The organism is Bartonella rattimassiliensis 15908, assembly GCF_000278215.1.
Lineage (GTDB): Bacteria > Pseudomonadota > Alphaproteobacteria > Rhizobiales > Rhizobiaceae > Bartonella > Bartonella rattimassiliensis.
Genome location: NZ_JH725064.1, coordinates 176,381 through 192,731 on the forward strand (window position 1 = coordinate 176,381; position 16,351 = coordinate 192,731).

The 16,351-nt window shown below is 37.5% G+C and carries 13 protein-coding genes; 7 read left to right on the top strand and 6 right to left on the bottom strand.

Features of this window, described 5'->3' with window-relative positions:
- Positions 1-270 precede the first annotated feature (270 nt).
- The 3 genes from MCY_RS00690 (at position 271) to MCY_RS00700 (ending at position 3,082) form a co-directional block, all read left to right on the top strand.
- Complete coding sequence (locus MCY_RS00690) at positions 271-1,830, top strand: hypothetical protein (protein WP_007346444.1); 1,560 nt, start codon at positions 271-273, stop codon at positions 1,828-1,830.
- Positions 1,831-1,851: 21 nt separating this feature from the next.
- A complete protein-coding gene (fdxA, locus tag MCY_RS00695) occupies positions 1,852-2,193 on the top strand; it encodes a ferredoxin FdxA (RefSeq protein ID WP_007346445.1) in 342 nt (113 codons plus the stop codon).
- A gap of 304 nt (positions 2,194-2,497) precedes the next feature.
- Complete coding sequence (locus MCY_RS00700) at positions 2,498-3,082, top strand: CarD family transcriptional regulator (RefSeq protein WP_007346446.1); 585 nt, start codon at positions 2,498-2,500, stop codon at positions 3,080-3,082.
- Between the two features lie 1,648 nt (positions 3,083-4,730).
- On the opposite strand, the gene MCY_RS00705 is transcribed toward MCY_RS00700, so the two are convergent.
- Positions 4,731-5,636 (bottom strand): polyprenyl synthetase family protein, encoded by a 906-nt coding sequence (locus tag MCY_RS00705; RefSeq protein WP_007346447.1) that lies wholly within the window; start codon positions 5,634-5,636, stop codon positions 4,731-4,733.
- Between the two features lie 415 nt (positions 5,637-6,051).
- Between MCY_RS00705 and rpmF the strand changes: the two genes are divergently transcribed.
- Positions 6,052-6,231, top strand: a complete 180-nt coding sequence (gene rpmF, locus MCY_RS00710; RefSeq protein WP_005774555.1) for a 50S ribosomal protein L32 — start codon at positions 6,052-6,054, stop codon at positions 6,229-6,231.
- A gap of 733 nt (positions 6,232-6,964) precedes the next feature.
- On the opposite strand, the gene ispG is transcribed toward rpmF, so the two are convergent.
- The gene (ispG, locus tag MCY_RS00715; RefSeq protein WP_007346448.1) at positions 6,965-8,206 is read right to left on the bottom strand and encodes a flavodoxin-dependent (E)-4-hydroxy-3-methylbut-2-enyl-diphosphate synthase; all 1,242 of its coding nucleotides are present in this window, start codon (positions 8,204-8,206) and stop codon (positions 6,965-6,967) included.
- 882 nt (positions 8,207-9,088) lie between these two features.
- Between ispG and MCY_RS00720 the strand changes: the two genes are divergently transcribed.
- The 3 genes from MCY_RS00720 (at position 9,089) to MCY_RS09360 (ending at position 10,659) form a co-directional block, all read left to right on the top strand.
- Entirely contained in the window at positions 9,089-9,373 is a 285-nt protein-coding gene (locus MCY_RS00720; protein ID WP_007346449.1) for a hypothetical protein, read from the top strand.
- A 673-nt stretch (positions 9,374-10,046) separates the two neighbouring features.
- Positions 10,047-10,481, top strand: coding sequence for a hypothetical protein (locus tag MCY_RS00725; protein ID WP_019224252.1), 435 nt, complete (start codon positions 10,047-10,049; stop codon positions 10,479-10,481).
- Between the two features lie 22 nt (positions 10,482-10,503).
- Positions 10,504-10,659 (top strand): EexN family lipoprotein, encoded by a 156-nt coding sequence (locus tag MCY_RS09360; RefSeq protein WP_155887027.1) that lies wholly within the window; start codon positions 10,504-10,506, stop codon positions 10,657-10,659.
- A gap of 876 nt (positions 10,660-11,535) precedes the next feature.
- Here MCY_RS09360 and MCY_RS00735 read toward each other — a convergent pair.
- From MCY_RS00735 to atpD, 4 genes are all read right to left on the bottom strand, one after another.
- Positions 11,536-12,543 carry an HlyD family secretion protein gene (locus MCY_RS00735; RefSeq protein WP_007346450.1) on the bottom strand — a complete coding sequence of 336 codons (1,008 nt, stop codon included), beginning with the start codon at positions 12,541-12,543 and terminating at the stop codon, positions 11,536-11,538.
- 24 nt (positions 12,544-12,567) lie between these two features.
- Positions 12,568-14,202: a hypothetical protein gene (locus MCY_RS00740; RefSeq protein WP_007346451.1), complete on the bottom strand. Its 1,635-nt coding sequence runs from the start codon at positions 14,200-14,202 to the stop codon at positions 12,568-12,570.
- A 24-nt stretch (positions 14,203-14,226) separates the two neighbouring features.
- Positions 14,227-14,643 carry a F0F1 ATP synthase subunit delta/epsilon gene (locus tag MCY_RS00745; RefSeq protein ID WP_007346452.1) on the bottom strand — a complete coding sequence of 139 codons (417 nt, stop codon included), beginning with the start codon at positions 14,641-14,643 and terminating at the stop codon, positions 14,227-14,229.
- 93 nt (positions 14,644-14,736) lie between these two features.
- Positions 14,737-16,344, bottom strand: coding sequence for a F0F1 ATP synthase subunit beta (atpD, locus tag MCY_RS00750; RefSeq protein WP_007346453.1), 1,608 nt, complete (start codon positions 16,342-16,344; stop codon positions 14,737-14,739).
- Between the last annotated feature and the right edge of the window lie 7 nt (positions 16,345-16,351).

A 16,351-nucleotide genomic window follows, 5' to 3' on the forward strand; every position in this document is an offset into this window, starting at 1 on the left:
TCCATTTTCTTTTAAATTAAATAATTTATTTATACTTTCAGCTTTACAATACAACCAATAAGTGTAATTAATAAATATTAAAGCATCTTAACTGAATGAAAATTGAATAAAAAAGAATCATCTAAATTTTGAAGACACAAAAAGAAATATCAAAAAACGACAAGAATGATTGAAGCAAACATAGCAAACGTGTTAAAGACATAACATCATTATGAATATGAAATCATCGCACAAAGCTTTTACCAGTTCACACTGAGAAAGAAAATAATCATGGATAGCAAGATTGTTCCACAACATGAAATTCTTCAAGATGATATTCTCATTGAAAAACACGGAAGGGGTAAATTTGAGGGTTTTCGTTTTTATGCCAACAAAAACAATACCGATCAAACAACAGAGAATAAAGATTTGATTCTTGCTTTTTCCAAACGTGCGACACGTTTTTGTGCTTGTGCAAATGGAGATTTATCCCTCAGCTCTGATGGAATTGTGCGCTGGATTGGTCAACCTGTAGGACAACTTATCGCCACGGAAGATTTTTTCAAACCAAAACTGATTGTTTTAGCAGACGCACAACTTACAGGTGAATTCCGCGACAACGTTACGAAACGATTAGAGCGTTTTGTAAGCTTTCATTTTGAGACAACTTTAAAACCTCTATTTGATTTGCGTACTGCTGATAATTTAACGGCTTCCACAAACGATCTTACCTCACAATTGGTTAACTCTTTAGGGATTTTACCCCGCCGCGAAATCTTAAACATTGTCAAAAATCTTGAGCAAGAATCACGTGCTGTCCTTCGGCGATTAGGGGTTCGCTTTGGCGCTTTTCATATTTATGTTGCAGGAATACTTAAACCCGCTCCTGTTCAAGCCATTACCCTTTTGTGGAATCTTCAAAATGCGGGTCAAAACCAAACTGGTTTGGGTGAAATTTTTGCCGCATTGTCTTCTGGCCGCACCTCTTTGAGAGTTGATCCTACCTACAACCGCCAATTTTATCAATTAGCCGGTTATCGAATCTTAGGACAACGCGCAGTACGGATTGATATTTTAGAACGCCTTGCCAATCTTATCCGCCCAACACTTCATTGGAAACAAGGAAGTGCTTCCAAACCTGATGGTGCTTATGACGGCAAAAGTTTTTTTGTGACCTCAACCATGATGTCCATTCTTGGGGCTAATAGAAATGATATGGAGGAAATTCTCAAAGGGCTTGGCTATCAATCATACAGCGTAAGCAATAGTGTTTTTGAACAAAATCTCCTTGCACACAAAGCCTCTTCCGCTATCAATGGGGCAACAAATGGTGTAACATCAAATGTTCCTGCGGCAGAATGCGTTGGCAGTCAATGGCAAACAGTAATTACTTCAGAAACAACACAAGAAGAAAAAGATACTTCATCCTCTTATGTTGAAAAGTACCCTAATAACACCAATCATTTGCCCGCAGCTGAACCTGTTGGGAGTTTTGCCAGGTCCTCCCTCCCCACAGCGGAAGATAAAGTAGTTTTATTATGGCATTATAGGCCTCAATTTCACCACCACACACAAAAAAAACGCGATAAATCTAGAAATAAGTGGCAAAGTCAACCGAAGGGCGCTGTAAAAAAAGGGGACAATATGAATAAAAGTGTTCCTCAAGAGCCGTCATCACAAATAAAACATTCTCATAAGTCTCAGAAAAGCCAAGGCAAACGTGCGAATCATAAACCCTTTCAAAAAGAAAAGCGTCTTAATCCTGATTCACCCTTTGCAAAATTAGCTGTGCTCCGCGATCAACTCACCAATCATAAAGACACATGCGCACTTTCCTCCAAAGATCACTAAAATAATAAATGGAGGTAGATCTTGACTCATGTCGTAACTGATAACTGCATTCATTGCAAATATACTGATTGCGTTGAAGTATGCCCTGTCGATTGTTTTTATGAAGGTGAGAATATGTTAGTCATTCACCCTGATGAATGTATCGATTGTGGTGTGTGCGTGCCGGAATGTCCAGCGGAAGCGATCATACCTGATACCGAACCAGGACTCGAAAAGTGGTTAGAACTTAATTTTCATTATGCAAACAAATGGCCTAATCTGACAACTCGAAAAGATCCTCTCCCTCAAGCAAAAGAAATGGATGGCGTTCCAAACAAACTAGAAAAGTATTTTTCAGAGAATCCAGGAAGTGGGGAAGAATAATGATACAGTGCACGACCTCCTCCTTCAGCGCTTATAAAGACTATCTTGTAAAAATAAAAAATCCTTAAGCGAAATGATTGATTCTTTTGATATTTGATGTTAGTGTTATTTTAACGTGATCATCTTTCTAAGTATTTTTCTTTGCTTTTTGTAGTAAAGCGATGTATTTTTTTTTGAATTTAAAAGTACGCGACTTTTATGCTCACTTAATTGATACAATATACTTGGTTAAAGAAAACTTAACCCTCAGGTTTATAGCCTGTTTTCCGATACATTTGTTGATCATAAGGGAGTAAACTAAAATATGGCATCCCAACATGGAACATCCTCTAAAACTAAAGAATTTGCAACCTCTGAATATATCGTCTATCCTACCCATGGAGTGGGACAAATTATAGCGATTGAAGATCAAGAAGTTGCAGGACACAAATTAAAACTTTTTGTCATTCATTTTGCGAAAGATAAAATGGATATCAAAGTCCCCATTGCAAAAGCCCTCTCCATTGGAATGCGTAAATTATCTGCTGGTGATTCCGTCGAGCGTGCCTTAAAAATCTTACACGGAAAAGCACGTGTTAAACGAACCATGTGGTCACGCCGAGCGCAAGAATATGATGCAAAAATCAACTCAGGAGATCTTATTTGCATCGCAGAAGTGGTCCGTGATCTTTTCCGCTCTAACCTACAGCCTGAACAATCATACTCTGAGCGTCAACTTTATACTGCTGCTCTTGAAAGAATGGCCCGCGAAATTGCGGTTATTAATAGTTTTTCTGAAACAGAAGCTATCAATCTCATAGAGATGCATCTCTCCAAAAAGCCAAAACGTGATTTTAAAGCTGAGAGAGAAGAAACAGATGAAGGTAGCAAAGCTGTATACGCTGCATAACATAACACACCTTTCATCATAACAAGACATTTTGATAAAACCAGCTTTTTTGCTGGTTTTATTTTTTTAGCATCCTTTATACCTTCAAGGACAAAATTTCCTAACCAGCACCAATCTGTAAACACTCCAACTTTTCGGCAAAATAACCTCCTAACGCCTCATTTGCTTGCTTAATATATAAAAGACTAATTTATAAATAATATAGCGTTACCCATATTAAATTAAAGCCTTGAATATCGTTAATTTTTCTCACTCCACATCTGGATATGTTAAATCAATTCAAATCGCACTCTACAAGATATTGATTTATAATGATAATTTATCGTTATTTATATTGAATTGGAACCACGAATAACGTAAGATTCTTTTATTTCAAATCTCTTTATCTTGAATCAATCAAAACCATTCGCTTGCATGTCAAAAGCAGAACGAGTGTGTGGATAAAAACTGTCTAAGAAAGGAGTAAAAATGGTTTTTATGAATCATCTTAATGCAAGAGCTGTCGTAACACCTAAGAGCTGACAAATATAATAATGATGCCGATTTGCTTCTAAAACGTCACAAACAAAGCTTGTATGAAAGTAAAAATACGATAGAAAAGGAGTAAAAATGTCTCTCATGAACACTTTCAAGCACCAAGAATTATTGACATAATTGAAAACTGATTGTGTTGGATTACGCCCTTATTAAAGAATAATCGTGGTACACAATAATTTTTCCATTCTTGCTTGCACGTTTTGACACTATCTCGCTAAATATTGCTCATAGATAGTAGAAAAATTTATAGTCTATCCGAATAAGATTCTCTCATTGCCGATCTTATTATTGGTATATTTAGTAGATTTTACCACTGTTTTCTTTAAAATACGAATCATTTTACTAAGATAGTTTTTTGGCATCTTTCATTCTCATTTTGGATATTTTTTCTAGATAATAAAAGATATTTGTAGAACTTTTGAATTATACCTCCTTTTTGAGGAAGACATAGCATTCAAAATAGCCATTATATTCATTTTTTCTGATCTTTTAACAATAAATTTCAAAAAAATGATGCTTTAACCTGAATAACAACCGCTTTTGGACTAGTGTTTTTAGAAAGCAAGCCAATAACACGATGAATTTACAAAATGTAGTCCTATTTACTCTTCTACAATAAGTTTGAACTTCTACAATAAAATAGCATCGAAAGGCGTAAAAACGATAACTCTCTACGGTAGTCCATTTTTTTCTAGCGTAACGTTGTATTTCTTGATTGTCTTTTGTGGGTTTATAAAACCCCCTGCTTTATCTTTATACCGTTATACCGTTTATTTTTTGTTTTATCGTTAGAAAATAAAGCCGTAAATGAGACAATAAGTTTCTTTCTTTACGGTTATTTTTATTCGGCTTTAAAGCATCCACGATAACATCTTTTAAAGCATAGAATACGCATTACGTCACGCTTTTTTTCATTCTTTAATTGGGAACATTCCTCATGAAAAACAGAAACACCTAGAATGCATTTATATTATAAATTCACGCGCTTATTTTAATATTCCCAATCCTTGTCAAATCCACGTCATGATAAGAACTATAATATAAATCAACGATATTGAAGTTTCTTTGAAGCATCTATTATGCATTCTAGTATCAATAGGGCAGATAAAGTTTAATTTTTTCGTGTTGCACTAAAACGGGCTGCTTGTAGAAGAGGAAGTGCTTTAGCATCAAAAGGGTGTAAAAGGGCTTCTGCTTTTTTGATGAAGGCATCTCGCTTTTTTTGGGTTTCTTCAATGCCATAAAGACGAACAAGAGTCGCTTTTTTGGCTATTTCATCTTTTCCAGCAGTTTTTCCTAGGGTTTGTGTATTGGCAATCACATCCAGAAGATCATCGGTTAATTGAAATGCTAAACCAAGATATGTACCAAAATCCGTAAGTTTTTCGGTTAATTCTTTCGATGCATTGCCAATAATAGCGCCTGCTTGACAAGCAAAGCTTATCAGCGCTGCGGTTTTCATACGTTGTAGTGTGATGATGTCATCAGTACTCTCTTGTGACTTTTTTTCAGCTTCAAGATCTAGCATTTGTCCACCTATCATACCACCAAGTCCTGCCGATTGAGCAAGAGACGTAAGCAGTTTTATTCTCATATCTGTAGAGAGTACACAAGCTTTATGAGCAATAATTTCAAAGGCCAATGTCAAGAGGGCATTGCCTGCTAAAATTGCTGTTGCTTCATCAAATGCTATGTGGACGGTAGGTTTTCCGCGCCGGAGTATATCATTATCCATAGCTGGAAGATCATCGTGAATGAGCGAATAACAGTGGATACACTCCAAGGCACATGCAACATCAAGAGAATATTCTACAGGGATATCAAAAAGTGCGGCACTTTGAATCACAAGAAAAGGACGCAGACGTTTTCCACCGTTTAGCACACCATAGCGCATAGCTTTGATCAAGTTTTCAGGGCGTGAAATTTCACCACTTTGGATTTGATCACTTAACAGCGTATTTAGTCTTTTTTCAACGATATGACCATGTTTTGCAAGAAGATTGGTAAATTCATGCATTCTTGCTTCCTTTGTTTGTACAAAAATAAAATTATAAAGTTTAAAGAGAGAAGTTGTTGCTTTTTCTTGTTTTCATAAATTTGCGTAGATTTTTATTAAAAATCAATTTCTTTTTTTGTCTATAGCTCCACACTGTATGCGCAAATTTCTTTTAAAACCAAATAAAAATTGCATAAAAATCTTTCATTTTTGTATAAAATACTCACATTTTACGATATTTTTGATATTCACTTCGTTATTATTACATCATTTTTGATAACAAGAAGATCGTTTTTGGCACAAGCAAGACCATTTTGACATTGCCTCTTCTTTTTTATCAGTGTATAATGTCTCTGAATTTTACGGTGTTTTTAACTGAAGCATTGTCATTTTTGGCATTGCTTTTTCTATTTTAATGGATTTGGAGTGTCTTTTTATGGCTGTACCTAAACGAAAAACCTCTCCAGCGAAGAGGGGCATGCGCCGTTCGGCTGATGCTCTGAAAGCGCCAACTTATATTGAGGATAAAAATTCTGGTGAATTGCGTCGCCCTCATCATATTGATTTGAAAACCGGAATGTATCGCGGGCGTTCAGTTTTAGTGGTTAAGGACTGAGCCTTTTATCTTTCTTCCAGTGATAAGCTCTCTTTAGATATATTGATGAATGCAAGGGTAGAGCGTATTTTCAATTTTCGCTTTCTAGTGAATTTTGGAGCGCTATGCCCTCATTGCATTGGTTTTAAAATGAGAATATATTTGAAAACGGGAATGGATTGTGGATATTCCGTTTTAGGGATTAAGAGCTAAACCTTTTATATCTTTTCCAGTGGTAATTTCTTTTGATATATTGGTGAATGCAGGGGCGAAGTGTGTTTTTACTTTTCGCTTTAAAATGAATGCAGGGCTGCAAATTTTTTATAGAAAAATGATTCGATTGTGAGAGATGACTTTCTTGTTTTTTTGAGGAACTATAAAAGATTGCATGTGTACAATTCTTTTATGATGGCTTATCTGGGAGCTTTTTATTGGTGTTGTTATAAGTTAGCTTAATAATGATATCGTTTTCCTTAAGAAGATTCTTAAAGAGCTCTCTTCCAGAGAAGGTAAAAAGCAAAAATAATAATAATCAATGTTATGATAACTACAAAATCGGATACTCTATTTGCCCTATTCTTAACTCTATTAATATATTGACTTTAAGGGATCGCCTATTTCTACTGTAAAATACCATTGCTTAGGGTGATTATATCCCCTTCGTGTTGAGACTTAAAGCATGAAGCGTTTTTTTATGGGGATATGTGACGAATTCTTCCCTCCCTTTTGCTTCAACTTTGTGTAAGCATCTCCCTCACCCTTGCCCAAAGCGTGTATGAATATAATCACTCAAAAGTGCTTCAAAATCTTCAGCAATATGATCCCCACGCAAAGTTTTTACCTTTTGTCCTTCGATAAAAACAGGTGCTGCTGGACTTTCTCCCACACCAGGCAATGAAATACCGATATCTGCATGTTTTGATTCTCCAGGTCCATTGACGATACACCCCATCACAGCAACCTTTAAACTTTCAACACCAGGGTACTTTTCACGCCAAACGGGCATATTTTTGTGTAAATCCGCTTCAATTTTTTGCGCTAATTGCTGAAATACTGTTGAAGTTGTACGACCACAACCAGGGCAAGCCGCAACAACAGGCAAAAATTGCCGAAACCCCATCACTTGCAACAGCTCTTGTCCTACCTTTACTTCTCGTGTCCGATCACCACCAGGTTCTGGTGTTAGAGAAATTCGTATGGTATCGCCAATCCCTTGCTGTAATAAAATACCCAAAGCCACCGAAGAAGCAACAATCCCCTTTGTTCCCATTCCTGCTTCTGTCAAACCCAAATGAAGAGCATAATCACAACGCGCTGCCAAACTAGTATAGACAGCGATAAGATCTTGAACATCACTTACTTTAGCAGAAAGAATAATCTTATCGCGCCCCAACCCAAGCTCTTCAGCGAAAACAGCCGAAAACAAAGCCGACTGAACAACCGTTTCCCGCATGACTTCAGCAACTGATAAGGGATTTTCCTGCTGTGCATTTTCATTCATCAGCCGTGTCAACAACACATTATCAAGAGAGCCCCAATTTACCCCAACGCGAATAGGCTTATGATAGCGACAAGCAATCTCAATAATTTCTGCAAATTGGCGATCTTTTTTTGCACCAAAACCGACATTTCCAGGATTGACACGATATTTTGCAAGTGCTTCAGCACATGCCGGATGCTCAGCTAAAAGTTTATGGCCAATATAATGAAAATCCCCAACCAATGGTACAAAAAGTCCTAATCTCTCTAATCTTTCCCGTATTTTTGGTACAGCCGCCGCCGCTTCATCGCGATCAACAGTAATTCGAACTAATTGAGAACCAGCTTGCCAAAGAGCAGCAACTTGCGCAACAGTTGAATCAACATCTGCTGTATCTGTATTTGTCATTGACTGCACAACAATCGGATTATTGCCACCCACCACCACATCACCAACAGCAACACCAACAGACCGACGACGCTCAAGTGGTTTAGATAAAGAATAGGTCGTACTCATCAAGTCCTCAAATTTTCAAAACCTGCGCTATCAATCATCATTTACATTGACTTCCTCCACACACCTAAAAGGATGAAAACTATACGCCCCCTCCAATCTAAAAGATTGCTCTAGATTCACCTGCTAACGACTGATGCAATTCAGCTCATAAGTGCGATTCATTCTCTAAACATACTGGATAAACTTCACCTATCGCGTTCAAGTTTATACTTTTACACTTGGTTGCTTCAAAAAGAAACTGAAATTAAACAGAAACAATACTGTATTTTTAAGCTGTATGCCTATATTTTACACCAATATCGTAGCCGAACAGTATTTTACAACGCAACACCTTATGCTTATCTATGCTTATCAAAGCACAATTTTAAATAATGCATGAAAGACACCATTCAATTAATCCAACATGTTGATTTACAATAATCTATATTGTTACAAAATTGAATGGCAAACTTAAATATCGTAAGATTCTCTCATTTTAAATCTTTTTAGAAGCAAGACTACACCCCTATGCACCCACACGCAAACATGTAGATAAAAACTATAAATAAGGATGCCTTATAAATCGTTTCAAGCGCCTCAAACTATCCCAACACTTTAAGTAAGCAAAAAAATGAAAATACCCGCTTATACCTCTATGAAATAGAGAGAGCGGTGCACAATAGGCCTTACACCATTTTGCCAAATCTTTTATCTTATAATACCATCATGAAATGAACTTAAGCATATTAAGAGAAGTGCCTCCTTAAACCCAAACTCTTAATTTTCATCATCCCCACAAGCCGCCTAATCAATGCAACCTTTCAATTTTCAAGCCGTTATAGCGAAACCCCAAACACAATTCCAACAATTATGCAACAATATAGTACATGAAGGAGTTAACAAATGTATTTAATTTCACCCCATAGCAAAAATGCTAAAATTAAAAAACGTATTGCACAATTAAAGAAAGAGCTCGTCCCGGTAAATCATTGGAATTCTCAAAATGATAGCTTTGAAAATATTTCTGAGCTGTTCAACACATGGAAACAAAAGGGCTGTCACGCACTTTACCACCTCAACGAACATGCTACAGAATTAAAGAAAAAAGCGAAAGAAAACCCTAAAAAAACCCTCGCATTGTTAGCAGGAGTTGTTTTAGCAAGCCTCTTGCTGATACGTAAAAATTAATCACGCAACCAACAACCTCTTCTATTTAATGCCCGTTTCAAAGCGGGCACTTTTTATAGTTTACAAAACACCACACTTTAATGCCTTTTTCCTAACTTTACGTCTTTCCCCAAGAATAAATCTTCTCTTCATCTCAGAATCTATAATCCAGCTTTTTGTCTAGCAGGCTCCTCCACTATCCATGCATAGGTGGTCACACCTCAAATGAGGGAATATTCACGGTATAATAAGTTAACAACCTAATTTAAGCTCAAACTTATCCGAGATTCATGATCTATAGATTAAAAAAAACAAATTAATACTAGAAAAACTTATACTTTTACTTTAGATATCCTCGCTTATCATCTTAACTAAGAAAAGAGGGCATATCTTGATATTGAAAACTCATACCTCTCTCACGAACAGATTTTTTTTCCAAAAAATTTTCCTTTAAACAAAAGGAATGTTTCGCAACGGCCGTCTGTCCGGTGTCCTTTGAATTTCAAACACATATTTTCGCAGTTATTCTTTTCTTTGGTTACAATGCATTTTACCAAAACATAGAGCAGATTAAAAATTTGACTGAACACATTGTACAAAACAAACAACAGCTTGCCCATTTAAAAATCCACTCGATGAAATAAAAAGACCATATGGTCTATTAAACAAAATATCCACTGCTCTTCCAAGAATATTGAACAAGCAAAAGAGTCATGCTCTCCACCGCTCTAATTTTAATCACTTTCAAAAATTAGCAAGTGTCAATGACCACGAAAATACTGAAAAAAGGAAAGAAAAATCCTTATACAAAGAACCATTGAAAAACGCAAAATCAAAAGCCGCGGTTAATATTTTTGATGGACAAAAAGCCAAAGCACAACAGCACAACAAAAAACAAGCTATTTACGAAAAAGCGCGTGAAAAACAAAAAACCATAAAACACCCATTGACCAACTTAAAAATCCTAAAGCACCCCTCTTCAAACCCATTACGCAGTCCTACAGATTTACGAATACGAGTTCTACAAATGGAAGCCTCGTCAATAATCCAACAAGAAAAAGAAGAACGTGAAACGAAAAAATTTAGAAAACAATACAAAGATTATACGCAACCACTCCGTGGTCATTAAATTGAAAAAAAGAAGCAAAATCATGAACAAAGTCATTACCATAACACTGCTGCTTTCCATTGCCATTATCACCGCTGGTTGCGAAAAAATCTATAGCGTAAAAGATTTTAAAAAAGATAAAAAACTACGAAAAATAGGAAATAATATATGGATTGGCAAGAACTTCAAAAAATTATGAAAATCCGAATAGCAGAAAATGAACTTGAGAAAGAATATTAAAAGAACCTAAAACGTCATAGAAAAGAAAGATCTAAAAAAGAGAAAAAAGATTATAAGCACAAGAATAGATGCTTTTAAGCGCCCTCCAAGCAATATCAAAACACATAATGAACAGTAAAGTGTTTAAATAGCTATACGGAAATGAAAACATATTCATTTCGATAGGTAACGATTTTAATGAAGTTATACAACAATAAATCAAACCATTTGCACATCTTTTATTGGCTCTTTCTATTCTGGGAACCATATTTTGGACGCTCTATTTATAGATTACAATATTCTATATCCGATTATAGGTTCGTCACTGTAAAACTATAGCGACAATTTTCAAACTCAACATTATTACACACACAACACACATTACTTATGATAACACATGTATCAGAGAGAGATCTTAATGATCTTTCTCATACCATTGCCAATATCCTACAAGGAATATCCTCGAATAAAAAAGAAGCGCCTTCTTACTGCACCTTAAAGGACAAGAATTGCACCCAAGGCTGATAACAATCTGGCATTTTATCTAGCAAGCTCCAGCCACTATCCATGCATGCGATCGACATCACCACACCTCAAAGAACAGTGTTACTAGAAATGACAAGCAAGTTTTCAATATCTCATTCTCCTTTCCTAAGTTATTTCAAAAGAAATAGAAATGATTAAAAAGAATGCATGCGCTTTAATGTTCTAAAAAAGCTTATTTTACAGCATAACAAATAAGAATTTTAAGAGCTTTAAGAGATATATCATAAAAAACCAAACGCAATCTTCTAAAGTAAAGACCCACTTGCTATAAGTAAAAGGCATAAAAATTAAACTGAAAAAACCCAAAATTTTATCCTCCAGAATCGACCCGCTTTGAAGTATCCACATAGGTAACCACAGACATGCCAGGAATAAGTTTTTCAATTCCTTCCTGGCCAGGATCTAAAGCAATCCGTACAGAAATACGTTGTGCAATTTTGATAAAATTACCTATTGTTGTATCTGTTTTTAACAACGAAAACTCTGAGCCTGTAGCAGGTGCAAAACGAACCACACGCCCTGTTAATTTTTTATTATTCAATGCATCAACGGAAAAAACAACTGGTTGTCCCACACGCATCTGAGAAAGCTGTGTTTCCTTATAATTAGCAATAATCCAAATATCATCAGAAATAACAGAAACCAGCTGTGTACCTGGCATAACATATTGCCCTACCCGCGCCCCAACTAATCCAATATAGCCTGTTTGCGGCGATAAAACTTTTGTATGACCGAGATTAAGTTTTGCCAACTCGACACTCACCTTTGCTCCTGCAACTTCTGACTGTAAACTCTGTCGTTCAAGATTTAATTGTTTTTGCAATTGTCGTTTTGTTTCCAGTGTCGTCAAGAGTTGTGAAAGAGGGCGAGAAACGGAACTTTCGGCATCACCAAAGCCTAACTTTTTACTATTAGTCATGACATTTGAGAATGCTCTTGAACGTGCCAATTCTACTTCTGCTACATTAATTTCGCCTTGTAAAAACTGTGCTTGCAATTCAATACTTGCGAGTTTTGCATTTTTTGAATCGAGAACAGCCTGTGCCCTTGCAAGCTGCTGACGAAACAGAGAATCATCGAGCTCAAAGAGCAGCATTCCCTTTTCAACGCGTTGATAATCTTGCACATAAATACGTGCAATCACTCCAGAAATCTGTGAACTGACCAGCGTCACATTGCCCTTAATGGAAGCATTATCGGTTATTTGAATATCACTCACAAAAGGCGGGAGCCTCCAAGCCCACAAAATCAGCAAAACACCCGTAATACCTGATAGGAATGCAACAATCGTAGCTTTTGACCGTAAGGCTTTTATCATTTTTACACCCCTCTTTCTATGACATTACTCTACTTTTTCTAAAGTACGCAAAGAACATGACTTAACAATCATTGTGACAAGAAAAATAACGAATACAGCCATTGAAATATAAAAATAAAGCCGAAAAACGTCATCATATGCAAAAATATTTGCCGTTAACTTAAATTTCTCTATCAACAAAGATGTTCCCTGCTCACTCCCCCAGCCATTGGGAACAGAAGCACCATAAGAAGGCGAAAATAAAGTATTCATCTCACTAGAAATAAGCGGATCCGTTACAACAATATTTTGTGTTAAGGACTCGAAGTTCTTATGGGCAAAATAAAACTGTAGGCTACCAAAAAGAGCTGATCCCATCAATCCTCCTGTCACTTGTGTTAGCAAAAAAACAGCAATAAAACTTAAAACGTAACGTGGTCCACGCACACCAGCGATCACAAACCCTTTGCAAAGAGCCGGCGGTAAGAACAGTGCATAACTAAAACTCACCAATCCTTGGCTCAACATCATATCTTGCGGACGTGTTAAATGGTTTACATGACTGTCTAAATAAGCTCCCAGCGCCAAACACCCCAAAGATAACAAATAAAAATAATCCTCACGCCCTGCCCGTAAAAAAAGGACACAAACGCCCCCCCCTAACAGAGTACCCAAAGTCACCGCAAGATACATGGGCGTCATCTCACGATTGAGCAAACCAAAAAGATTAAAAAACCCTACGGGCAAACTTGACCTCTCCAGCAAGAAAACATGAAAGATAAATAAAATAAAAACAGATTGGACCATTTCTTTACTAAAAATCCAACGTAAATCAATCAATGGTTTTTCTCTATTAAGCTCAATAATAATAGCAATAGCCAACGTGAAAATAGCAAATGCGAGCCCCCAACCAATCCATGGTGCTTCATACCACCAATACAATATGCCAACCGACATAATCACAGCATTTAATCCAAGGCCAAGAGCAATCAAACCATAGCTTATCCAATCTAACTTTTGAATAACCTTACTGCGAACAACTGGCGTCAGTGGCAAAGTATAGATACAAACCAAGCTGATAAGAACCAACCCCATTTCCAAAGCGGAAAGACTGGAAAATCCACCATTTTCGAGCAAATCAGGCGAAATCAAACGTGATAAAGGTGCCGCTAAAGCCGCATTCATATAATTCAAACTAAGGCCCACCGTAAACTTCTTTGCTGGAGCAAAAGCCTCCATCATATAAAGCAATGCAAGCGAAGCTAAAGGTGCAGCAGCAATCCCGGCAAAAAAACGAATAATCAAAGCAGAACGCAAGTCGGTAACAAAGAGCTGCAACACGCAAACCAAAACGAAACCAAGGATTGATAATTCAGCAAAAGCACGCAACCCGAATTGATAGCGGATTTTGATCAGCATAATCGCTACACTCACATTTGGCGCCATATAAGCCGCTACCAACCATGTCGTCTCGGCCAAAGTTGCGTGAAAATCACCCGTAAGATGGAAAATATTAGACTGAACAATATTTGCCCCTAAGCCATAAGCCCACTGCAACACGAGCGAAGCAAAAATATAAACAAAACACTTTGGCAAAGGTCCTGCGAAAACACGACCAGGATGAGGGAAAGGCTTTCCGCCTCTTTTAGCAGACACAACCGTACTCTTTTTTCCGCTCATGTCACTTTTTCCTGTATATTCTTGCTACGCTTCTATCAACACAGCACCTTCAGCTGACAATTGCTTGAAAAAATCCTCTATTTTATGATTATCCTCATCACTTGTTCCTCCCTCTAATGTTGCCTGAACCTGCAAAATCCGCTGTTCTAATACATCAAAAGAAAGATGTTCTACAGCCACAACATGTTCTACCAATAACGAGCATCCTAAAAATGTAATATTCGCAACGCCTCCGTAAACAGCAAATAATTTTTCGCCCAAAGAAGTACGAACACGCACACTACCCAACTCAATACTTGCCACTAAGGGTGCATGATGCGCCATAACTGTCAAAGAACCCGAGGCTGAAGGAAGAACAACAGACAGCACCTGCTCTGAAAGCACAATCTTTTCAGGGGATACAAGCTCAAACAAAAACTGTTTTTCTCTATTGCTTTCCACAAAAGTCTCCATAATACTCGATATAAGGACTGTCTGTTTTCTTCAACGACTTGTCCTTTTTAACGACCAACATTCATGATAGATTTGTCCTTCCTAAGAAGCCTCTGCCATGAGACGCTTTCCTTTTTCAAGTGCTTCCTCAATTGAACCAACCATATAAAAAGCAGCTTCTGGCAAATCATCATACTCACCAGCACAAAGACCTTTAAATCCTTTGATTGTTTCTTCTAAAGGGACCAGTTTTCCCGGCGAACCGGTAAAAGCTTCTGCTACATGGAAAGGTTGCGAAAGGAACCGTTCAATTTTACGCGCCCGTCCCACCAGTAATTTGTCATCTTCAGAAAGTTCATCCATTCCGAGAATAGCGATAATATCTTGAAGTGCTCTATAACGCTGTAAAACGGTTTGCACCTGACAAGCGACAGTATAATGCTCTTCACCCACAATTAATGGATCCAACATGCGCGAGAAAGAGTCAAGTGGATCAACCGCTGGATAAATTCCCTTTTCAGCAATAGAGCGCGAAAGAACGGTTGTTGCATCCAAATGGGCAAAAGATGTTGCTGGAGCCGGATCTGTCAAGTCATCGGCAGGCACATAAATTGCCTGTACAGAAGTAATAGAACCTGTTTTTGTACTTGTAATACGTTCTTGCAACGCTCCCATATCCGTTGCCAAAGTTGGTTGATAGCCCACAGCAGAAGGAATACGCCCTAAAAGAGCTGACACTTCAGCTCCTGCTTGTGTGAAACGGAAAATATTATCCACAAAGAAGAGAACATCTTGTCCTTCATCACGAAAACTTTCTGCAATTGTCAAGCCTGAAAGAGCCACACGGGCACGTGCTCCTGGTGGTTCATTCATTTGCCCATAAACAAGCGCACATTTTGATCCTTCTGTTGAACCATTATTCTCTTTTGGGTTCACATTCACACGACTTTCAATCATTTCATAATAAAGATCATTTCCCTCACGTGTACGCTCTCCCACACCAGCAAATACGGAATAACCACCATGTGCTTTTGCAATATTGTTTATAAGCTCCATGATAAGAACGGTTTTTCCAACACCAGCCCCGCCAAATAATCCAATTTTACCTCCTTTAGAATAAGGGGCTAGTAAATCCACAACTTTAATACCGGTGACGAGAATTTCTGAAACAGTTGATTGCTCAACATATTCAGGTGCTTCTTGATGAATAGAGCGCGTTTTGGTTGCAGGAATTGGTCCCACATTATCAACCGGCTCTCCAATCACATTCATAATACGTCCTAACGTTGCTTCTCCTACAGGAACGCTAATTTGCGTTCCTGTATCCACAACCTTTTGGCCCCGCATCAGACCATCAGTCGTATCCATAGCAATCGTACGCACGGTATTTTCACCCAAATGCTGCGCAACTTCTAACACCAAGCGATTACCTAAATTCTCTGTTTCCAAAGCGTTGAGAATATTCGGCAATACCCCTTCAAACTGCACATCAACGACAGCCCCGATAACCTGCTTGATTTCACCAATAGCGCCTTTTGCATGCTCTTCTTTTTTTGCGGGTGTATCTTTAGCTATATCGTGCGCAGAGGCAGCTAAAGCCTTTACATCCGTTTGGGATTTCGAAGCGGTTTTTTTCACACTGGAACGAGCAGCCGGTTTCTTTTTTTCAGCTTTTTCTGTTCCTTTGCTTGAGGTTACTGTTTTTACCATCAATCCT